This is a genomic window from Bacillus sp. P4_D3, from assembly GCF_056401855.1.
This window is the reverse complement of record NZ_JBFUIN010000013.1, coordinates 24,409-46,665: the sequence shown is the minus strand read 5'-3', so window position 1 is coordinate 46,665 and position 22,257 is coordinate 24,409. Positions and strand designations below refer to the sequence as shown.

At 36.7% G+C, this 22,257-nt stretch carries 17 protein-coding genes, 4 tRNA genes, 2 pseudogenes and 1 riboswitch; of the genes and pseudogenes, 18 read left to right on the top strand and 5 right to left on the bottom strand.

Annotated elements, in window-relative coordinates; all coding sequences use genetic code 11:
* The first annotated feature begins 1 nt into the window (after position 1).
* The 13 genes and pseudogenes from AC1DTM_RS04670 to AC1DTM_RS04610 all read left to right on the top strand — a co-directional run bounded on the left by AC1DTM_RS04670 (position 2) and on the right by AC1DTM_RS04610 (position 11,589).
* Positions 2 to 76 (top strand) — tRNA-Gln (locus AC1DTM_RS04670).
* Between the two features lie 5 nt (positions 77 to 81).
* Positions 82 to 157 (top strand) — tRNA-Lys (locus AC1DTM_RS04665).
* Positions 158 to 162: 5 nt separating this feature from the next.
* A tRNA-Gly gene (locus tag AC1DTM_RS04660) sits at positions 163 to 234 on the top strand.
* A 10-nt stretch (positions 235 to 244) separates the two neighbouring features.
* Positions 245 to 317 (top strand) — tRNA-Ala (locus AC1DTM_RS04655).
* Between the two features lie 126 nt (positions 318 to 443).
* The gene (locus AC1DTM_RS04650) at positions 444 to 1,589 is read left to right on the top strand and encodes a glycerate kinase (protein WP_016103306.1); all 1,146 of its coding nucleotides are present in this window, start codon (positions 444 to 446) and stop codon (positions 1,587 to 1,589) included.
* 269 nt (positions 1,590 to 1,858) lie between these two features.
* The gene (gene rocF / locus AC1DTM_RS04645) at positions 1,859 to 2,752 is read left to right on the top strand and encodes an arginase (protein ID WP_002113337.1); all 894 of its coding nucleotides are present in this window, start codon (positions 1,859 to 1,861) and stop codon (positions 2,750 to 2,752) included.
* A gap of 243 nt (positions 2,753 to 2,995) precedes the next feature.
* Positions 2,996 to 3,817: a diadenylate cyclase CdaA gene (cdaA, locus tag AC1DTM_RS04640; RefSeq protein ID WP_002115347.1), complete on the top strand. Its 822-nt coding sequence runs from the start codon at positions 2,996 to 2,998 to the stop codon at positions 3,815 to 3,817.
* The gene (locus AC1DTM_RS04635) at positions 3,810 to 5,321 is read left to right on the top strand and encodes a CdaR family protein (protein ID WP_199715523.1); all 1,512 of its coding nucleotides are present in this window, start codon (positions 3,810 to 3,812) and stop codon (positions 5,319 to 5,321) included. Before cdaA ends, AC1DTM_RS04635 begins: the two co-directional genes overlap by 8 nt.
* Positions 5,314 to 6,660 (top strand): phosphoglucosamine mutase, encoded by a 1,347-nt coding sequence (glmM, locus tag AC1DTM_RS04630; protein WP_002113341.1) that lies wholly within the window; start codon positions 5,314 to 5,316, stop codon positions 6,658 to 6,660. The genes AC1DTM_RS04635 and glmM overlap by 8 nt, the downstream gene beginning before the upstream one ends.
* Before the next feature lie 285 nt (positions 6,661 to 6,945).
* Positions 6,946 to 7,131: pseudogene (locus AC1DTM_RS04625) on the top strand (hypothetical protein).
* Between the two features lie 12 nt (positions 7,132 to 7,143).
* Complete coding sequence (gene glmS, locus AC1DTM_RS04620) at positions 7,144 to 8,946, top strand: glutamine--fructose-6-phosphate transaminase (isomerizing) (RefSeq protein WP_199715522.1); 1,803 nt, start codon at positions 7,144 to 7,146, stop codon at positions 8,944 to 8,946.
* A gap of 91 nt (positions 8,947 to 9,037) precedes the next feature.
* Positions 9,038 to 9,384 (top strand): annotated as a pseudogene (locus AC1DTM_RS04615) (PDDEXK family nuclease); the annotation flags it as partial.
* A gap of 246 nt (positions 9,385 to 9,630) precedes the next feature.
* Complete coding sequence (locus AC1DTM_RS04610) at positions 9,631 to 11,589, top strand: S9 family peptidase (protein ID WP_016103309.1); 1,959 nt, start codon at positions 9,631 to 9,633, stop codon at positions 11,587 to 11,589.
* A gap of 464 nt (positions 11,590 to 12,053) precedes the next feature.
* Here the strand turns inward: AC1DTM_RS04610 and AC1DTM_RS04605 are convergent, their stop codons facing one another.
* Positions 12,054 to 12,560 (bottom strand): DoxX family membrane protein, encoded by a 507-nt coding sequence (locus AC1DTM_RS04605; protein WP_016103310.1) that lies wholly within the window; start codon positions 12,558 to 12,560, stop codon positions 12,054 to 12,056.
* A gap of 376 nt (positions 12,561 to 12,936) precedes the next feature.
* Here AC1DTM_RS04605 and AC1DTM_RS04600 point away from each other — a divergent pair, with 376 nt between their 5' ends.
* Positions 12,937 to 13,710, top strand: coding sequence for an SDR family oxidoreductase (locus tag AC1DTM_RS04600; protein WP_016103311.1), 774 nt, complete (start codon positions 12,937 to 12,939; stop codon positions 13,708 to 13,710).
* Positions 13,711 to 13,758: 48 nt separating this feature from the next.
* On the opposite strand, the gene AC1DTM_RS04595 is transcribed toward AC1DTM_RS04600, so the two are convergent.
* From AC1DTM_RS04595 to AC1DTM_RS04580, 4 genes are all read right to left on the bottom strand, one after another.
* Positions 13,759 to 14,427, bottom strand: a complete 669-nt coding sequence (locus AC1DTM_RS04595) for a methionine ABC transporter permease (protein ID WP_000527155.1) — start codon at positions 14,425 to 14,427, stop codon at positions 13,759 to 13,761.
* Complete coding sequence (locus tag AC1DTM_RS04590) at positions 14,402 to 15,442, bottom strand: methionine ABC transporter ATP-binding protein (RefSeq protein WP_078180253.1); 1,041 nt, start codon at positions 15,440 to 15,442, stop codon at positions 14,402 to 14,404. The genes AC1DTM_RS04595 and AC1DTM_RS04590 overlap by 26 nt, the downstream gene beginning before the upstream one ends.
* Before the next feature lie 12 nt (positions 15,443 to 15,454).
* Positions 15,455 to 16,267, bottom strand: coding sequence for a MetQ/NlpA family ABC transporter substrate-binding protein (locus AC1DTM_RS04585; RefSeq protein WP_016103313.1), 813 nt, complete (start codon positions 16,265 to 16,267; stop codon positions 15,455 to 15,457).
* Positions 16,268 to 16,352: 85 nt separating this feature from the next.
* Positions 16,353 to 16,466, bottom strand: a riboswitch (SAM riboswitch).
* An 80-nt stretch (positions 16,467 to 16,546) separates the two neighbouring features.
* Entirely contained in the window at positions 16,547 to 17,455 is a 909-nt protein-coding gene (locus AC1DTM_RS04580) for an NAD(P)-dependent alcohol dehydrogenase (protein ID WP_016103314.1), read from the bottom strand.
* 156 nt (positions 17,456 to 17,611) lie between these two features.
* Here AC1DTM_RS04580 and AC1DTM_RS04575 point away from each other — a divergent pair, with 156 nt between their 5' ends.
* The 4 genes from AC1DTM_RS04575 to AC1DTM_RS04560 all read left to right on the top strand — a co-directional run bounded on the left by AC1DTM_RS04575 (position 17,612) and on the right by AC1DTM_RS04560 (position 22,257).
* Positions 17,612 to 18,376 carry an outer membrane protein assembly factor BamD gene (locus AC1DTM_RS04575; protein WP_016103315.1) on the top strand — a complete coding sequence of 255 codons (765 nt, stop codon included), beginning with the start codon at positions 17,612 to 17,614 and terminating at the stop codon, positions 18,374 to 18,376.
* A 117-nt stretch (positions 18,377 to 18,493) separates the two neighbouring features.
* Positions 18,494 to 19,930, top strand: coding sequence for an FAD-binding oxidoreductase (locus tag AC1DTM_RS04570; RefSeq protein ID WP_016103316.1), 1,437 nt, complete (start codon positions 18,494 to 18,496; stop codon positions 19,928 to 19,930).
* On the top strand, positions 19,927 to 20,460 hold the full coding sequence (locus tag AC1DTM_RS04565; RefSeq protein ID WP_002113356.1) for an MFS transporter: 534 nt from the start codon (positions 19,927 to 19,929) through the stop codon (positions 20,458 to 20,460). Before AC1DTM_RS04570 ends, AC1DTM_RS04565 begins: the two co-directional genes overlap by 4 nt.
* Positions 20,461 to 20,538: 78 nt before the next feature.
* Positions 20,539 to 22,257, top strand: coding sequence for a DUF3981 domain-containing protein (locus AC1DTM_RS04560; protein WP_002159579.1), 1,719 nt, complete (start codon positions 20,539 to 20,541; stop codon positions 22,255 to 22,257).

Genomic DNA, 22,257 nt, shown 5'->3' with positions numbered 1-22,257 from the left:
ATGGGCTATAGCCAAGCGGTAAGGCAACGGACTTTGACTCCGTCATGCGCTGGTTCGAATCCAGCTAGCCCAGCCATTTACGAGCCATTAGCTCAGTTGGTAGAGCATCTGACTTTTAATCAGAGGGTCGAAGGTTCGAATCCTTCATGGCTCACCATTTTCGCGGAAGTAGTTCAGTGGTAGAATACAACCTTGCCAAGGTTGGGGTCGCGGGTTCGAATCCCGTCTTCCGCTTAATTACTAAGGGGCCTTAGCTCAGCTGGGAGAGCGCCTGCCTTGCACGCAGGAGGTCAGCGGTTCGATCCCGCTAGGCTCCATATAAATAGGGAAAGCTTACATCAAATGATGTAAGCTTTTTTTGTGTTTAAATTCCATTTCAAAAGGAAACTTTTTCATATATCGTTTAAAATGAAAAAAGGGGATTGAATAAGGGGGAGGTAATTATGAAAGTTGTCATTGCATCGGATTCATATAAAGAAAGCTTGAAAGCTATAGAGGTATGTGAAGCCATTGAAAGAGGCTTTGCAGCAATTTTTCCTAAAGCAGAGTATGTTAAAGTACCAATTGGAGATGGAGGCGAAGGAACGGTTGAATCTCTTGTTGGCGCTACAATGGGGAGAATTATATCACTTAATGTGACAGGGCCGCTTGGAGAGAGCGTGCAAGCCTTTTATGGTATGTCTAAAGATAAGAAGACAGCATTTATTGAAATGGCGGCAGCATCAGGATTACAACACGTTCCAACTGAAAAGAGAAACCCACTTATTACAACGACAAAAGGGACAGGCGAACTTATATTACATGCATTAGATCAAGGAGCCAAACACATTATTTTAGGGCTTGGAGGAAGTGCTACAAATGATGGTGGGGCTGGTATGCTATCTGCCTTAGGCGCAAGATTTATAAATAAGAAAGGTGAGATAATAGAACCCTCTGGAGGGACATTGCATTGGATAACCACTGTTGACCTTTCTAGGATTGATTCACGCCTGGAGGATATAAAGTTAGAAGCAGCATGTGATGTAGATAACCCTTTAGTTGGACTGAGCGGGGCGTCTTTTGTATTTGCGAGACAAAAAGGTGCGAATGTAGAGATGATGAAAGAGCTAGATGAGAATTTAAAACATTATGCTAATATACTTAAACAACATGTGTCTTTTGATGTATCTGAGATACCGGGTGCGGGGGCAGCTGGAGGAATGGGAGCTGCTGTCGTTGCAGTGCTAAAGGGACAGCTAAGAAAAGGGATTGAAATTGTATTAGATTACACAAATTTTGATAAGTGTATAGAGGGTGCCGATCTTATTGTAACTGGTGAGGGAAGAATAGATGAACAAACAGCTTATGGAAAAGCTCCTGTTGGTGTCGCGAAGCGGGCGAAATGTCGTCATATCCCTGTAATTGCTATTGGTGGATCTGTATCTCCGAACTATGCAATTGTTTATGAAAAGGGAATTGATGCAGTGTTTAGTATTACAGCTAGTCCAATGACATTAGAAGAAGCATATAAAGCGGCAGAAGAGAATATCGAAATGACAGCAAAAAATATTGCAGCAGTGTGGAAACTAGCATCAGAAAAACGCTTCTAAATGTAGAAGTGTTTTTTTGTTCAGTTATTTGAGGATATTTTGTGTAATTCTAGGTGGTGATGGAGAAAAGCACTGATAAAAATATTAGCTGATAGAAAAGTTAGTTGGTTCATTAAGTTAACTTTATACATAGAATAGTTTTTAAATTGGGATTCTAACGTAAATATAAGTGAATAAAATGTATATCCATGCAGAAAAATGTCGAGTTGAGTCAGACTATATAAAAGATTTAAAATATTTAGTGAAGGCATAAAAGGGGGATACTATCTATGAAAAAAGAAATCTCAGTTATTGGAGTTCCAATGGATTTAGGACAGATGCGTCGCGGGGTTGATATGGGACCAAGCGCAATCCGTTATGCAGGGGTAATTGAAAGAATCGAAGAAATTGGATATAACGTAAAAGATATGGGAGATATATGTATAGAGAGAGAAAAAGAAATAGCTGAAAATACAAAGTTAAGAAACCTTACACAAGTTGCAACTGTATGTAATGAATTAGCAAGTAAGGTTGATCATATTATAGAAGAAGGTCGTTTTCCACTTGTATTGGGCGGCGATCATAGTATTGCTATCGGTACGTTAGCTGGTGTAGCGAAACATTATAAAAATTTAGGTGTTATTTGGTATGATGCACACGGTGATTTAAATACAGAAGAGACTTCACCATCTGGAAATATTCATGGTATGTCACTTGCTGCAAGTTTAGGATATGGGCATTCTTCACTTGTAGACTTATATGGGGCATATCCAAAGGTGAAGAAAGAGAACGTTGTAATTATCGGTGCACGTGCATTAGATGAAGGAGAAAAAGACTTTATTCGTGAAGAAGGCATTAAAGTATTCTCAATGCATGAAATTGATCGTATGGGTATGACGGCTGTTATGGAAGAAACAATTGCGTATTTATCTCATACTGATGGTGTTCATTTATCATTAGATTTAGATGGGCTTGATCCTCATGACGCACCAGGAGTTGGAACACCTGTAATTGGTGGTCTATCTTATCGCGAAAGCCACTTAGCGATGGAGATGTTAGCAGAAGCTGATATTGTTACATCTGCTGAATTTGTTGAAGTAAATACAATTTTAGATGAGAGAAACAGAACAGCAACAACAGCGGTTGCTTTAATGGGTTCTTTATTCGGTGAAAAACTGAAATAAATGTAAGAAAAGCAACTGTGAAGTTGCTTTTTTTATTGGAAAATAGGCGTATAATAACTTGTATTACACTGTGGGATAAGAAAGTTTGACATCTTACCAATTTAAGCTAAGGAGGCGTTTGTAATTGTCGTTTGTTTCATGTATGGTATAATTAACTAGTTGTTGGAAATACATACAGATAGAGCATAAAATAATATTTCAATATATGGATAGAATTGCTCGTAAGTAGGAGGAAGGGTTAGCATGCCTTTTGAAGATACGACCATTTTGAAATATCTTAGTACGGCATTAGATATTGCTGTTGTATGGTTTATTATATATAAGCTAATTCTTATAATCCGTGGCACGAAGGCTGTTCAACTTTTAAAAGGTATTACAGTTATTATTGTCGTCCGGATGATTAGTATTTTACTTGAATTGCATACGCTATATTGGCTAACGGAACAAGTATTAACGTGGGGATTCTTAGCTGTTATTATTATCTTTCAGCCAGAATTGCGAAGAGCACTTGAGCAGCTAGGAAGAGGTAGCTTGTTTTCGCGTGTAGGAACTCACGAGGACGATGAACCTGAAATTGTTGCAACAGCGATAGCGAAAGCAACGGAATATATGGGAAAACGTAGAATTGGTGCATTAATTACGTTGTCAAAAGAGACTGGGATGGGTGACTATGTGGAAACGGGTATTCCGCTGAACGCAAATGTGTCATCAGAATTACTCATTAATATTTTTATCCCTAATACGCCTCTTCATGATGGAGCAGTAATTATGCAGGGAAGTACAATTAAAGCAGCAGCATGTTATCTTCCGCTATCAGAAAGTCCGTTTATTTCTAAGGAGTTAGGAACAAGGCATCGCGCTGCAATGGGAGTTAGTGAAGTTACTGATAGTATTACAGTAGTTGTGTCGGAAGAAACGGGTCAAATTTCTTTAACGAAAAACGGTGAGTTACATCGTGATTTGAAGACAGAACAGCTGAAGGATATGTTGTTAGCTGAATTTAGTGGGAACGAAAAAACGACTTCTTCGTCTTTATGGAATTGGAGGAGAAAGCGTCATGGATAAGTTAATGGAGAATCATTGGTTTTTAAAAGGAATCTCATTACTATTGGCGTGTATGCTTTTTATGTCAGCAACTTTAACTGAAAAAAATACGACATCGAGTATATTACCTTTCGTAAATGAAACGAAAGAAACATTAACTGATTATCCTATTACCCTTAAGTATGATGAAGAGAAATATATTGTAAGTGGTATTCCAGCAGGTGGAGTCAAGGTGAAGTTGGAAGGCCCAAAATCAGCAGTTGCTACAGCAAAAGCAAAAAAACAATTTGATATATCAGTTGATTTGCGAGATAGTCCAAAAGGAACTTATGAAGTTTCTTTAAAAGCGAATGGGCTTCCAGAGGATGTGAAAGGAACAGTCCAACCAGCAACAATTAAAGTCACCCTTCATGAAAAAGCGAAAAAGTATGTTCATGTAGATTTAAAATTATCAAATGAAGACCAGATGCCAGCAGGTGCTACTCTTGAAAAATCAGTTATTAAGCCTGATACTGTTGAGGTAGTTGGGACGAAAGAAGAAATAGAAAGTATTTCATCTGCTAAGGCATATATCGATTTAAAAGGTGTTAATAAAACTGTTACAAAAACACCAGAAGTTACATTATACAATAAAGAAGGAAAACGCTTAAATGTAAGAACAAATCCATCTAAAATTAGTGTAACGTTGAATGTAGCAACGCAAGCTACAGCAAATAACGTCGAAAAAACAGTTCCTTTAACATATGCGAAAAAAGGGAATTTACCAGAAGGTTTAGCTGTTACAAATATTAGTGTTGAACCAAAAGAAGTAACGATAGCAGGTCCAAAAGACATTTTGGATAATATACAATCTATAGAGGGGGTCGAGGTAGATCTTAGTCAATTGACGGATTCTACAACATTCGATGCCTCTGTTTTATTGCCAAAAGGTGTAACAAGTGCAAAACCAAATCAAGTGAAGGTTTCCGTAGGGGTACAAAAGGTAAAACAAACGAAAAGTAAAACTATTGATGGTATCCCGATTCAAAAAAATGGAATTCCGAATGATGTTACTGCTCAGCTACTTTCGCCACAAGATGGAAAGATAAGCGTTGATATTTCAGGAGAAGCAAGTATAGTAGATAAAATAACAGCAGCTCAAATAACAGCAGCGATTAATCTGCAAAATGTATCTCCGGGGACGAAGGATGTTTCTATTCAAGTGAGCGGTCCTGGTAATATTTCGATAGAAGCAAAACAAAAAAGTGCTAAAGTCACAATTGTGAAGAAAGAAAAGCCGGATAAAGAAGTACAAGGTAATATTGAACCACCAGATTCAAAAAACAATCAAGAAAATCAAACTGAAAAACCAAAAAATCCTGAATCGGATCCAGAAAAGGATCAGGAAAAAGATAAAAATAAAGAACAAGAAAAAGATAAAGAACAAGACAAAGAAAAAGACAAAGAAAACGGCCAAGAAACGAGCCAAGAACCAACAGTAGATAATCAAAAAGAGCACGAAAAAGGAGCGAATAATAATGGGTAAATATTTTGGTACAGACGGAGTACGCGGGGTTGCAAATAAGGAATTAACACCTGAATTAGCATTCAAAATTGGACGTTTTGGCGGCTATGTATTAACAAAAGATACAGATCGTCCAAAAGTAATTATTGGTCGTGATACACGTGTATCTGGACATATGTTAGAAGGAGCTTTAGTAGCAGGTCTATTATCAACTGGAGCAGAAGTAATGCGTCTTGGTGTTATTTCTACACCAGGTGTGGCTTATTTAACAAAAGCTTTAGATGCACAAGCGGGTGTTATGATTTCTGCATCTCATAATCCAGTACAAGATAACGGAATTAAGTTCTTCGGTTCAGATGGTTTCAAATTAACAGATGAGCAAGAAGCAGAAATTGAAGCATTATTAGACAAAGAAGTTGACGAGTTACCACGTCCAACAGGTACTAACCTTGGCCAAGTGAGTGATTACTTTGAAGGTGGACAAAAATATTTACAATACATTAAACAAACTGTAGAGGAAGATTTCTCTGGTTTACATATCGCTTTAGATTGCGCACACGGTGCGACTTCTTCTTTAGCTCCATACTTATTTGCAGACTTAGAAGCTGATATTTCAACGATGGGAACTTCTCCAAACGGTATGAATATTAACGAAGGCGTAGGATCTACACATCCAGAAGTCTTAGCTGAATTAGTAAAAGAAAAAGGTGCGGATATCGGACTTGCTTTTGATGGTGATGGCGACCGTTTAATCGCTGTAGATGAAAAAGGAAACATCGTTGATGGCGATCAAATTATGTTTATTTGCGCGAAGTATATGAAAGAAACTGGTCAATTAAAACATAATACAGTTGTTTCAACAGTTATGAGTAACTTAGGTTTCTACAAAGCACTTGAAGCAAACAGTATTACAAGTGATAAAACAGCAGTTGGTGACCGCTACGTAATGGAAGAAATGAAACGTGGTGGATATAACCTGGGTGGAGAACAATCAGGTCACATTATCTTACTTGATTACATTACAACTGGTGATGGAATGTTAAGTGCACTTCAACTTGTAAACATCATGAAAATGACGAAAAAGCCATTATCTGAACTTGCAGGTGAGATGACAAAATTCCCACAATTACTAGTAAACGTTCGTGTAACAGATAAAAAACTAGCATTAGAAAATGAAAAAATTAAAGAAATTATTCGTGTTGTAGAGGAAGAAATGAACGGAGACGGTCGTATTCTTGTTCGTCCATCGGGAACAGAACCACTTATTCGTGTAATGGCAGAAGCACCGACACAAGAAATTTGTGATGGGTATGTACATCGTATTGTAGAAGTTGTGAAAGCTGAAGTTGGCGTTGAATAATTAGCCGATTTTATTTAAAAGGAGCACAAAAAGTGCTCCTTTTTCATATGTTTTATAGACAATGAAAAAAATTTCATTGACGATTTATATTGTTTGTTATACGATGGTCTTGTTCTTTTTCTCAAAGGAAATATTGTGAATTATAAAAGCGCCAGAACTACAAGTAGTGTAGTTGACGAGGTGGAGTTTATCGAGATTTCGGCGGATGACTCCCGGTTGTTCATCACAACCGCAAACTTTTACTTAAAACATTAAGGTGACTTAGTGGACAAAGGTGAAAGTGTGATGAGAGAAGAGGAACGGATGAATACTAGCTGTATAAGTATATACGGACTTTAACCCAATCGAGAGGAAGGTGAAAGCCGTTACAAGCTTACAGGGCTAGCAATATGTAATCCGTTTTTTAGTATAAATAAAAATGGTATCGGACTATGTCGTTACATGTTCGCAGAGCAGTGTAAGCATTTGTAACGGCGACTAAACATGTGTGGAATCGTAGGATTTATTGGAGAGCAAGATGCAAAGGAAATTTTATTAAAAGGTTTAGAAAAGTTAGAATATCGTGGATATGATTCAGCAGGTATTGCAGTACAAGCAGAGAACGGTGTTGTTGTATACAAAGAAAAAGGCCGTATTGCAAAACTTCGCGAAGTCGTAGAGGAGAATGTAGCAGCAAGCGTGGGAATCGGTCACACACGCTGGGCTACACATGGTGTTCCAAGCAAGCTAAACGCGCATCCGCATCAAAGTACATCAAAGCGTTTTACATTAGTTCATAACGGTGTAATTGAAAACTATGAGTTAGTGAAAAAGGAATATTTACAAGATGTAACGTTCGTAAGTGAAACAGATACAGAAATTATCGTGCAGCTTATGGAACAACAAGTGAGCACAGGACTAAGTGTAGAAGAAGCGTTCCGTAATACGCTATCTCTTTTACATGGCTCTTATGCAATCGGATTACTTGATGCTGAAAATCCAAACATGATTTATGTTGCTAAAAACAAAAGCCCGCTATTAGTAGGTGTTGGTGACAACTTTAATGTTGTGGCGAGCGACGCTATGGCGATGTTACAAGTTACAGATCAATTTATCGAGTTAATGGATAAAGAAATCGTAATTGTAACAAAAGAAAGCATTACAATTAAAAACTTACAAGGTGAAACGATTGAACGTGCACCGTTTACAGCGGAATTAGATGCAAGTGATATTGAAAAAGGAACGTATCCTCATTTCATGCTAAAAGAAATCGATGAGCAACCACTTGTAATCCGTAATATTATTCAAAAGTATCAAGGTGAAAATGGCGAGATTGAACTGGATGCAGATATCCGTAACGCAATTTTAGATAGCGATCGCATTTACATCATTGCATGCGGAACAAGTTATCATGCAGGTCTTGTTGGAAAGCAATTCATTGAAAAATTCGCGAAAGTACCAGTTGAAGTACACGTAGCAAGTGAATTCTCTTACAACATGCCATTATTAACAGAAAGACCGTTCTTCATTTACATTTCACAAAGTGGTGAAACAGCTGATAGCCGTGCAGTACTTGTGCAAACAAATGAAATGGGTCATAAAGCATTAACGATTACAAATGTACCTGGTTCTACGCTTTCTCGTGAAGCTGATTATACACTTCCGTTATATGCGGGACCAGAAATCGCAGTTGCATCGACGAAAGCATACACAGCACAGCTTGCAGTACTTTCAATCTTAGCGGCTGACATTGCAAAAGCAAAAGGTGAAGTTCTTGATTTCGATTTAACACACGAATTAGGACTTGTAGCAAATGCAATGGTAGTACTTTGTGATCAAAAAGAAGAAATGGACGCATTAGCAAAACAATTTTTAGCAACAACGCGTAACTGCTTCTTCATCGGACGTAGCGTAGACTTCTTCGTAGGTTTAGAAGGTGCGTTAAAACTAAAAGAAATCTCTTACATCCAAGCAGAAGGATTTGCTGGAGGAGAATTAAAACACGGTACAATCGCCTTAATCGAAAATGGTACACCAGTTATCGCACTTGCTACACAAGAGCACGTAAACCTTGGAATTCGTGGTAACGTGAAAGAAGTAGTAGCACGCGGAGCTAACCCATGTATCATCTCAATGAAAGGCTTAGAAATGGAAGGTGACAGCTTCGTATTACCAGCTGTACACGAAGCACTAGCACCGCTAGTAGCAGTTATTCCATTCCAACTTATTTCATACTACGCAGCGCTTCACCGCGAGTGTGATGTTGATAAGCCACGTAACTTAGCTAAGTCTGTTACGGTTGAGTAGGAAATTGGTAGAGTAACTAGTTTATTGTGGATTTAAAATAAAGTTGTGAAGCTTTGCCCTTTTGGATATTTTTATCTAAAGGGGTGTTTTTGTGTCGAAAAGAAAAAGAACAACTAAAATCGATAAGTGGCTTAAAGAGGTTAGTGAAGCAGATTATCAGCCTTGGCTTAAAATTTAAAGTGTTTCCTCATTAGGGTGTTCAACAAGATTAAAAGGTATAAAGACCGCCAGACAACAGGAATTTTTATCAGATTTGGAACGGAACTACTTTCATTTAACTGAATTTTCCGTTATCGTTTAGATATTCGTGAACAATTTCCTTTATTACCACAAGAAGAGGCGATTATTATTGCTGAAGAGCTTGGGATTAAACACCCAGCTGATCCAATTATTATGACAACGAACTTTTTATTAACAGTTAGTAAAGGTTGGGGTATTACAGTGGTGAAAGCTAAACACAGTTCTAAAGGGTTCAGCATATGGCAGAGGTTTTATCCCGCTAATTTCGGGCAGTAAGACTCCCCGAAATTCGGCGAATGCGAGGAAGTTAGGTGGGAGTCGGGCTGCCCGTAAAAACCCGATTGGTGGGGGCTAATAATCAGTGGGTGATGGAAACCATCCCCACTGATTAAAGTTTCACTTTATTGAACAAATTAGATTACTAGATATTACGAGGGGGTATTAATGAAAATGAAAGAAAAAACATATCTAAGTATAGAAGAGAGTATTTCATTACCAACCGTATCAAGTACAAACATAAGGGATGATGGCAAGAACGTAGCATTTGTTAAGAAGACGACTAACTGGAAAGACAATACATATAGGAATCATGTATGGGTATATGAAAAAGATAAGGGGCAGAGTAACCCATTAACAAATGGGGATATAGATAGTGCATGTCCATTATGGTCTCCAAATTCTAGGAACATCGCATACCTTAGCCCTGTTGGTAATGGGAAAAATCAGATCTTTGTTAAGTCGATAGATGGTTATGGCGTGGTTCAAATTACTGATGAGAAAGAAGGGGTCAGTAATTTTAAATGGGAGCCTACTGGCAAGGGTTTTTATTATGTTGCGCAGTCAAAAGAATGCGAGGAGATAAAGAAACGTAAGGAACTATATGGAGATTTTCAACATATAGGTAAGGAACACCAGAATAATTGTTTATACTACATTGAAATAGAAAAAGTGATACAAAATGATAAAGGGGAACGAGAAATTAGCGGTGTTTATCAATTAACGGAGGATAAGGATTTTTATATACATAACTTTGATATTTCAAATGATGGGACAAAGGTTGTATTTATGGCTACACCAAGCCTAAACGATCATATGAATGGTGATCTATACATAGTAGATGTTGAAGCTGAGGAACTACAAAAGATGAATGTAGATAAGTTGTTGGGCGGGAGCGTTTGCTTTTCTCCTGAGGGCAGCAAAATATGTTACTCAGCAAGCATAAGAGAGAAGGATTACTATAGAAACCATATACAAGAAAGTACATTAGAGATATATGATATGAATACTGGAGAGGTAATTCAGCCTCTAACAAACTTTGATAGTACGGTTATGCCATTACAGTGGACAGCTAAGGGGATTTTAATTAGATGGCAGGATAAAACTAACTATCGTATTGGATTGCTATGTGAGGATGGCACTGTGGAAATGTTAAGTGACAAAGTAGATGGCTTTATAATGGATGCTTCTATAACAAAGGATGGAAATCATATATCCTATAATAAAGCTATAACAAATGAAACCTTTGAAATCTATTTAGACGATAAAAAAATAACGGATGAAACTAGCTTTTTTAAAGGAAAACTGAAAAGTAACAGGGAAATAATCTCATGGAAAAGTAGGGATGGTCTTGAAATAGAGGGTGTTTTATCAACCCCAGTAGAGTTTGATGCCAATAAAAAATATCCCTTATTAGTAGTAATCCATGGTGGTCCAGCTTGGGCATCTTTTCCGATATTCTCAGACTGTTTTAATGAGAAATATCCGATTGAGCAGTTTATCGAAAAAGGTTTTATCGTTTTAGAGCCAAACTATAGAGGAAGTTCTGGTTATGGTAATGAGTTCTTAAAAGCAAACTATAGAAAACAGGGAATTGCTGACTACGATGATGTTATATCTGGAGTGGATAAACTAGTTGAAGAAGGGATTGCAGATAAAGATAGAGTAGGGGTTATGGGATGGAGCAACGGGGGATATATATCAGCTTTCTGTTCTACATTTAGTAATAGATTTAAAGCTATTTCAGTTGGAGGTGGAATTACTAACTGGAGTACCCATTATGTGAATACAGATATCCCTTACTTCATTAGGATGCATTTAGGAAATACTCCATGGAATGATCCAGAGATATATACGAAAACATCACCAATGACGTATATTAAATCAGCCTGTACGCCTACCTTAATCCAACATGGCGAAAAGGATGCAAGAATTCCAATTCTAAATGCATATGAGCTATATCAAGGATTAAGAGATATGGAAGTTGATACAGAATTAATTATATTTAAAGGAATGGCATATAGTTCTGACCAGCCAGGAATTCATGTGGCTATTATGAAGCAGAATTTGATGTGGTTTTCACACTATATTCTAGGAGAAAGTATGAAAGATTTTAGGGCTTTATAATGGATATTCTCACAGGATATATAAGGATGAAACAGTCGTCATAAGGAAGCTTTTTTCATATTTAGCTTGTGATTGTAGCTCTTGCTTCTGGTTCATCTGCAAGTATACGTATTATTAGATTTTCAGATAGCCTAACGTTTATATAAATATAAATTACTTCTATAGATAAATTTGTATTATATCGAATTGTGAATAGTTTAGGTGATTTATTGTATATCAAAAAACCGAAATCTGATTATAGATTTCGGTTTCGTTTTATCCCGCATTAACGGGCAGTAAAACTCCCACCTCAAAATTCGACTGGAGCAAAGAAGTTAGGTGGGAGTCGGGCTGCCCGTAAAAGCCCAATTGGTGAGGGCTAATAATCAGTGGGGGATGAACAAAACCCCACTGATTAAAGTTTCACTTTATGTGAGAAAATGATCGTGTTTCTTATTATTTGATATTTCAAAGATGAACTGTTCTTATGCAGTTTTACTTAATTTATATGCTTCACGGTTATTTTTTTTGAAAAGTTTTGGGAAAACATAACCATCTAATCCAATACATCCAGCATTCTGTCCTGCAACTAAAATGAACATAGTTAAAATAAGCAGGTTTGGGTTTACACTAACAGTTCCGCTTAATAAAAATGAAAGATTCATTATGATTCCGAAAAATGCAGCTGTTTTTGTTAATCCACCTAAAATCAAACCGAGACCTACTAAAATTTCTCCCCATTGAACTAAAAAGCTAAATAGGTCTGCGTTTGGAAGAACAAAATGTTGAAGGAAATCTGCCCACCAGCCTTGTACTGCAGGGTGACTACCTGATGCTTGAGCGATAGCGCCTTTTAGAAAACCACTTGCGTCAAAAGATTGTCCAAAAACTTTTCCTATTCCAGCAGCAAGCCATGCATATCCTATGTAAAGTCGTAAAAATAATAATATGAAAGTAGCCCGTTTATCAGTTCTTAAAAAATTGATAACCATTGAAATCCCTCCAGTATTCTATTTACATGTTTATTATATATCCATTGTGAATAAATTCACAATGGAGGAAATGTGAACGAAGATAGGTTGTGAGTAATTGTTTTATTTTTTGTAACATTTCATCTATTTTGGTAGACTAATAATAGAGATATATGGAGAGGGGGCAAAGACTCGATATGTGGATGAACTTGTAATGATTAGAAGTTGGATAGATGAATTTTTCTCTCTCATTAGCGAGGGTTTATTTAACTGTCTATAAATCATTCAAGGACTGCATATTTGGCTTGTACATCCCTTTTGTAAGGATAGATACCTATGTCGGGAAATTTATATCTCTCATATAAAATATGCGTCCTTTAATTTGGAGGAGTATATAATGAATCAATTAAAAAATAAAGTAGCAGTTGTTACAGGTGTTAGTCGTCTAGATGGTATTGGGGCAGCGATTTGTAAAGAATTAGCTGAAGCAGGATACGATATATTTTTTACGTATTGGACGAATTATGATAAAGAGATGCCTTGGGGCGTTGATCAAAATGAACAAATACAATTAAAAGAAGAGCTGATAAAGAACGGTGTTGAAGTATCAAGTATGGAGTTAGATTTAACTCGGAATGATGCGCCGGAACAACTTATAAATAAAGTTACTGAACAAATGGGGTACCCTGATATATTAATTAATAATGCAGCGTACTCTACGAATAATGATTTCTCCAATTTAACTGCTGAAGAGTTAGATAAACATTATATGGTAAATGTTCGCGGCACTACATTATTAAGTAGTAAGTTTGCTCAAGGATTTGATAAAAAATCCGGCGGTAGAATTGTTAATATTACTTCGGGGCAATTTAAAGGGCCTATGGCTGGAGAATTAGCGTATGCAACAACGAAGGGAGCTATCGATGCGCTCACTAGTACGTTGTCAGCAGAAGTGGCCCATCTAGGGATAACAGTGAATGCAATTAATCCAGGTCCAACTAATACAGGATGGATGACAGAAGAGATAAAGCAAGGATTAAAACCGATGTTTCCTTTTGGTAGAATAGGCGAACCGAAAGATGCAGCAAGGCTTATTAAGTTTTTAGTGAGCGAAGAAGCCGGATGGATTACAGGGCAGGTTATTCATTCAGAAGGTGGATTTAAGAGATAAATTTATAAATAAAAAGAAGGTATCTCATTTCAGTGAGATACCTTCTTTTTAATCTTTCTTCAATCTTCGTGCTATACCATTCCCTAATGACTGTAATCCTTGAACAAGAATGATTAAAATAAAGACTGTTGCATACATTACTTCAGGTTCGTAACGTAAATGACCGAATCGATATGCGAGATCACCAAGGCCTCCAGCACCTACAAGTCCAGCCATTGCTGTTGCACCGATTAAGCCAATCGTTGCGATTGTTAATCCAAGTACGAGAGATGGACGAGCTTCTTTAACCATGACGTGCCAAATGATTTTAATAGTAGAAACTCCCATCGCTTGATATGCTTCAATAACACCACGATCTACTTCTAGTAAAGCTGTCTCCATTAAACGTGCAATATAAGGGGCTGTGAAGACAACAAGTGGTACGATAACACCTTGCACGCCAATGGACGTTCCCATTAGAAACTTTGTAAAAGGTAAAATGAAGAATAATAGAATGATAAATGGAAGAGAACGAATGATATTAATAACTGTATTAAGAATAGGATAGATAATTTTATTTTCTCGCTGTCCACCAGGTCTCGTTAAAACAAGTGTGACACCGAGTGGTAATGCAATAAGGATAGATATAAGTAGTGAAATAGATGTCATTTGAAATGTTTGAATTGTTGCTTCCCATATTACGTTACCCCACTCATCCAAAAAGGACTTGTTTCCCATAATCTGTTCTACCTCCTTCTACGATAATTCCTTGTTCTTGTAAAAATGATAAGGCACGGTGTACTTCACTTTTTTCACCTTGCATATGAACGACCAGTTTCCCATATGCCTCATGTTTTAACTGCGTAATATTGCCTGATAAAATATTAGGATATACGTGGAAACGTTTTGTAGCGATAGCTAACGCGGGTTCTCCTGAAGCGGTTCCTATAAATGAAAGTGTTACGATTTCTCCAGTACTTTGTAGCTCTTTCTGTACCTCTTCTGGAATTTTAGCTGCAAATGCGCTATTTACAAATTTCTTCGTTGTTACATGTTGTGGGTTTGTAAAAATGTCCTTCACTGTTCCACTTTCAACGACAGATCCATGTTCCATTACAGCAACTTGGTCACAAATACGCTGGATGACATTCATTTCGTGTGTAATTAGCAAAATCGTAATTCCGATTTCTTCGTTGATCTTTAATAATAAATCAAGAATAGAATCGGTCGTTTCCGGATCTAATGCGCTCGTTGCTTCATCACTTAATAAAACTTCAGGCTCATGAGATAGTGCGCGAGCGATCGCTACACGCTGTTTTTGACCACCAGAAAGTTCACTTGGATAGGCATCTTTTCTATTGAAAAGATCAACAATACGTAAATACTTTTCTACCCTTTTTTCAATTTCATTTTTGGGAAGACCAGATAGACGTAAGGGTAGTGCGATGTTTTCATAAACGGTAACGGTTTTAAGTAAATTGAATCCTTGAAAAATCATGCCGATCTTTTGTCTCGCTTTTGCGAGTTCTTTTGTCGATAAGGTTGTTAAATCTTGTTCGTTTACAATGATATTTCCTGTCGTTGGTTTTTCTAATAAATTTACACAGCGAATTAATGTACTTTTACCAGCGCCGCTATATCCGATGATTCCAAATACTTCGCCCTTTTTTACTTTAAGGGAAGTTGGTTTAAGGGCCTCAACATTCCCTTTTTTTGTTGTAAATACTTTGGAGACGTTTTTTAATTCAATCATTATAGTCAGCTCCTACCAAGACGGTAAAATAGAACCATCGAATTTTTTCTCAATGAAATCTTTTACTTCTTTAGATTGATAAGCTTTCTTTAACTTATTTATAACTGCATCATCTTTATTTTCAGTACGAACAACGACCCAGTTCACATATGGTGAATCTTTTCCTTCGCGGAAAATCGAATCTTTTGCTGGACTTAATTTTGCACCTAATGCAAAGTTTGTATTAATCGCAGCTGCCTTCACTTCACCTAGCTGCGTTGGTAATTGAGATGCCTCTAATTCAACAATCTTTAAATTTTTCGGATTTTCAATTACATCTTTTGCAGTCGCTTTTTCTGTAGCTTTTGGATCCACTTTTAAAACCCCTGCTTTTTCAAATAGCTTTAAAGCACGAAGCTCATTTGTTGGATCATTTGGGACAGCAATTGCGTCGCCCTCTTTTAATTCTTTTATATCTTTTAAGTTTTTAGAGTATATACCCATAGGGAATGTTACTGTGGAAAATACTTCAGTTAATTTCATATTACGTTCAGTTTTAAATACGTCTAAATAAGATTTAGTTTGGTAGCTATTTACATCGAGGCTTTTTTCATCTAAAGATACGTTTGGTGCTACATAATCATTAAATACCTTTACATCGATTTGGAGGCCATCTTTTGCTGCAACTTCTTTCACCTTTTCAAAAATTTGTTCATGCGGTCCACCTGTTACACCAACGGTAATCTTTTTCTCATCTAATGCTTTTACCTCTTTATCAGAAGTAGCACCGCATGCGCCTAACAACAATACAGCTCCACTTACAATACTTACTAATACCTTTTTCATCTATAATTCCCCCTTAATATACGTTCCAAAATAAAAAGCACCTCTCAAAAATAAGAGAGGTGCCGAATAGACGAAATAGGTTCCTCTCTTATCTTCCAAAACGAAAATCGTTCTGCAGGAATTAGCACCTTAGCTTATACTTTATAAGCTCGGTTGCCGGGCATCATCGGGCCAGTCCCTCCGCCACTCTTGATAAGAGTATGTGTATGTAGTTTTTAAATATGGTACTAATAGTAAATCTTACAAAAAGAATTGTCAATGTTATTTTCTGAATATATTTTATTTTAAGGTAATAGAAACATTACCTTTTTTATGTCCGGTCTCTACGTACGTATGAGCCTTTGAAATTTCTTCTAACGGGTAAGTTTTATCAATAACTGGCTTTAATTTTTCTTCTTCCGTTAGCATTTTTAGTAGAAGCATATCTTCTTTGCTCACTTTTGCCATCGTTCCATTGACCGACACGTATTTACCGTTAGCGGTTAATGCTTTCTTACAATGGGATTTTTTAATTTTTCCAACTGCATCAAATATAATATCGTAGCGTTCAGCCCGCTTTGTAAAATCTTCTTTCGTATAATCAATTACGTGATTAGCTCCTAAAGATTGCACTAGTTCAAAATTTGAATTACTACAAACAGCTGTAACGGTCGCGCCAAAATATTTAGCAAGTTGTACGGCAGCTGTTCCTACTGAACCAGATGCGCCATATATAAGTACTTGTTGCCCTTTTCTTATACGTCCTTTTCTCAGGAAGTGTAATGCTGAAGTTCCGCCAAAAGGAATAACGGCAGCTTCTTCATACGTCACATTGGTAGGTTTTAATGATATCAATCCGCTTTCATGTACACATGTATATTCTGCATAACCACCGACATTAAGCTCTGTTAATGCGAAAACTTGGTCTCCTTTTTCAAATTGAGTTACATCTGTTCCTATTTCTTCGATTTCACCAGATAGCTCCACGCCGAGTATAGGTTTTCTTGGTTTTTTAAAACCTAATATAATCCGCATAGGAATCCAAAATAAAAGGGGGCTATTAAAGCCGCGCATTCTACAATCTCCAGTTGTTACACTTGTTGCGTGAATTTTAACTAATACCTCATTCTTTTTTGGAGTAGGTTTCTCTAAATCTTGAAGTTTGAGAACATTAGGCGGCCCATACTTTGTGCAAATAATTGCTTTCATAATGACCTCCTGAATTTAGTTGTTTTTATTTACAACATATTTAAGTATTTCTTTAAACATGTTGTTATTCGAGAAATAAAGTTAAATAGAAATATTAAAAATTATATAGATTTAAAAGGAAAATAGATGATACCCTTTTGGAAAGGAGGGAGAATTATGAAAAAACTTATTTTAACCTCTAGTTTAGTCCTTGCAGTTATTTTAGGTGCAGGGTGTAGTAATGAGAAAACAACAAAGACGGATGAACCGAAAAAAGAAGCCATGCAGAAAGAAAAGGAATTAGCAGCGAAGGATGTTTTCAAGAAAGCGAATGAAGCTTTTAAAAATGAAGAACATGTAACGATGGCATATGATGTAGGGATAAAAGCTGAAGGAACAGAGATGGATGTACTAAAGGCTAAAATGCAATTAGAGCCAAAGAAAAAGAATTCGCGTTCTGAAATGAATGTTTCTGGTACAGATGTTGTAGTGTATGCTGTGGATGGTAAAGTTGCTGGTCAGGTGAAAAATCCTAAAACAGGAGAAGTTATATCTGTACCGGAGGAGCAATTAAATGCTGGCGGGATGAAAGTCACTCAAGATATTATAGATAATTTAGAAGTGCCAGCAGTAGTTTTAGATAAAATGAAGATGGAGAAAAGCGGAGATAAATATAAGCTGAAGTTTATATTAAAAGGGCAAGAAACAGAGAGCATGCTAGCTAGCATGGATGAAACGCAGAAGAAAATGCTACAAGCACAAAATGCAAAGATAGAAGAAGTGGATGCAGAATATATCATTACAAAAGATTTTAAATATGAATCAGCGAAGATAGATATGATTATGAGTAGTAATGGTGAGGATAAGGCACACATTATTACGAATGCAAAATATACATCGTACGAAAAGTTTGAGCCAATACAGCTGCCAGCAGCAAAGTAACAGTCTTGATGAGGGAGGGACCTAAAATAAAGGGTCGCTCTCTTTTTTGTTAATACTTTTTTAAAGGAAAATAGGTAAAATATGAAGAGGAAGAACGTTAGAAAAGGAGAGTGCCATTTGAAAAAAAGAAAGATAGCAGTTGTCATTGTAGTATATACAGTGTTGCTCGCGACTTCTATATATACATATAAAGAGAAACTAGAACATCCTATTATGAGCGATGTAGGAAAGTTGCTTCCAACGAAAATTAAACGTGTTGAAAATGCTGAGGATGAAAGTTCATTAAAAAAGTTAGTGCAAGATGCAAATGTTTCTGGAGAGAAGATTTCTATTGCAGGTATGCAACATAGCCAAGGCGGGCAGACGTATTATCCGAACGGTACGATGCTTGATATGAAAGGGTATAATGAAATATTAGAATTCGATCCGGAGAAGAAGAGGATTAGGGTGCAAAGCGGTGTCACATGGAATGACATTCAAAAGAAAATCAATCCATATGGTCTTGCAGTTCAAGTGATGCAATCTCAAAATATTTTTACTGTTGGTGGTTCATTAAGTGTAAATGTACATGGGCGTGATATTCGTCATGAAGCATTGATTGATACAGTAGAGTCGTTCAGATTGTTAATGGCAGATGGTACAGTGCGTAATGTAAGTAGAGAAGAAAATGCTGATTTGTTTCCGTATGTAATTGGGGGATATGGATTGTTTGGTGTGATTTTAGATGTGACGCTACAGTTAACAAACGATGAATTGTATGAAACGCATACGAAGGTACTAGATTATAAAGAATACTCTTCATACTTTAAGAATAAAGTGCGAAGGGACGAGAATATACGTATGCATTTAGCACGTATTTCTGTTGCCTCAAATTCATTTTTAAAAGAAATGTATGTGACAGATTATGTACTAGCAGAAGATCAACAGAAGTTGAAAGAGTACAGCAAATTAAAAGAAGAAAATATTATAGCTGCGCCGAAATTCTTACTTGGATTATCACGTTATAGTGACTGGGGAAAGGGCGCATTTTGGGATATACAAAGAAGTTATTTTGAACGTACAGATGGTAAGTACGAAACTCGAAATAACGTAATGAGATCTGATAGTGCTTTTATGGAATACGATAATCCAAACTTGACCGAAGTTTTACAAGAGTACTTTGTACCGATAGATGGTTTTGCAGAGTATATAGATGATTTGCGAAGCGTTTTAAATGAAGAGGAATTAAACCTTCTTAACATTACAATCCGCTATGTAGAAAAGAATGAGAATGCGGTGCTATCTTATGCGAAAGATGATATGTTTGCGCTTGTGCTTCTAATTAATCAAGGGCGTTCTGAGGATGAAATAAAGAAAACAAAAGTGGTCATTCAGAAGATGATTGATGTTACTTTAAAGCATAATGGAAGTTATTATTTACCGTATTATTCTTATCCGGAAAAGGAGCAACTAAAGAAAGCGTATCCTCGCATAGAAGAATTCCTTCAGAAAAAGAAGGAAGTAGACCCAGAGGAAAGGTTTGTGAATTTATTTTATAAGGAGTATAGCAAATGACATATAGAAGATTTGTGGCCTCACAAAGCATTATTATGATGGCGGGTAGCATGGTATTTCCTTTTTATATACTATTGCTTCGAAATGTTGGAAATAGTTTCTCGCAATTTGGCTGGGCGTACGGTTTATTTGCCTTAACTTCAGCTCTAGTATATCCGTTAGTTGGAAGAACCTCTGATAGGATAGGTGATAGAAAGTTATTAATTATATACGCATGGTCCATGGCTATATTAATGCTTTGTTTCCCTATTGCAACAGAAGTTTGGCATGTATACATTCTCCAAATTTTAATGGGTATTTTAGGTGCTGTGCAGCGTAATACGGAGAAGACATCGTTAGCACGAAAGGTAGCGCATAAGGAAGCTGGTTACGAAATTGGAAAATACCATGTATGGACATCAATTGGTGGCGGAGTAGCTATAATTGCAACTGGTTACCTAGTGGATTTCTTTACGATAGGGACTATTTTTTACATTGCTTCAGTTTTATATGTAGTGAGTGGAATTGTATTAAGTAGCAAAAAAATATAATCATACCCATTTTTACCTGATTACCCTTTATTTGTTATACTTATGGAGAAGACAAAAGAAAAGGGGACATTGCCTTTGATGAAATTTATAGTTTTAGCTATTCTCACTTTATTTTTGATTCCATGGACTAGAAGCGGTAATAAAATTCGCGCGGTGGATAAAGGAGGAAATGAGAAAGTTGTAAAGGGTAAGAAATCATCTATTTTAGTTATTCCTGTTTTATTTTGGATAGGTATTGCAATCTATGAATATTTTTGGCTAATTGATGATCGAGCAGATTCTATTCTTACTCATTATTCTGTTGCAGTAGCGATTTTAATTGGGCTTGTTTTATTCTCACAAGAGCAGGTAGGGAAATTAGAAGGTACGTTAAAAGGACTTCTAATGTTTGTTTTACTCGCAAGTTACGGCTATTTTGGTTATTTGCACGATATAGTAATCTCGCAAAAGAAATATGATTCGGTCGTGAAGGTAGAGAAAGATATTTCGGAGCCATTTACTGAAAATGACCAACCGTTTACAGTTCCGCCTAAAACAGCGGAAAATAAAATGAAAAAGGTATTTGGTGATATTCCGAAAGTAGCTTATTTTGAGCTAGGGGAATTAACGCCACAAATGGTAAATGGTGAAGCCTTGTATGTAGCACCGATAGAAGTTTCGGGATTTTTTAAAGCACGTAAAGCGGAAACAATTCCAGGTTACGTAACAATGTCAGGTACAAATCCTGATGCGGAAGCGAAATTACATCTTGGATATAAAATGAAGTATGTACCAAGCATGTTTTTCGGTAATAAATTAGAACGTGTTGTTCGAAAAGCAGAGCCAGATTTAGTTTTTAAAGGGAAACCAAAATTTGAAGTTGATGATAAAGGAAAACCGTATTATACAATGACATACGGTGAGTTTATTTCAGGAAGATCAGGGTTTGAAGTAGAAGGCGTTGTCGTTGTTGATGCACAAACAGGTGATGTGAAACGATATGATAAAGGGAATGCACCTAAATTCGTTGATGGTGTATTAAATCATGAAACAGCATCTACGTTAAATACGTACTTCGGAAAATATATTCACGGATTTTGGAATACGAAATTCTCACAAACTGACATGAAGATTCCGACTGAGTGGGGGACGAAGGAAGGCGTTACGCCAATCTTCGGAAAGGATGGTAAACTGTATTACTTTACAGATTTCACCTCTCCGAAAGAAGGAGTAGATTCTGCCCTCGGTTACTCATTAGTTGATGCACGTACAGGAAAGTTGTATTACTATAACGGAAAAGAAGTGAAGGGAATTATGGACGGTTCGGCTGCTACAGAAGTAGTGGATAATTCCTTTAAGAGAGAGAAATGGCATGGAACAATGCCGGTTATTTATAACGTATATGGTAAGCCTTCTTGGATTGTACCGGTTATTGATGACGGGGGATTAGTACGTGCTCATACTGTTATATATGCTTCTAATGCAAAAGTGTTTGCAACAGGTTCAACGCAAAAAGAAGCACTTGAGAATTATAAAAATGCGCTGAGTGGAAGTGGTGATTCATTTAGACCGACTTCAAATGGGAAAGAAGCGCAAAAAGAAGGTACTGTACAACGTGTGTATAAAGAAAAATCAGGTGAAAATACGATTGTGTACGTACTATTAGAAAACGAGCAAAAAGTATTCATGGTACCGGCGAAGAAATTCCCATATGCAATGTTTACAGAAGTAGGAGATCCAATTCAAATCACATATTTAGACACAGGAGAAATGATGGCATCTGTATCTAAATTTACAAATAGTAATTTGAAAAAGTAA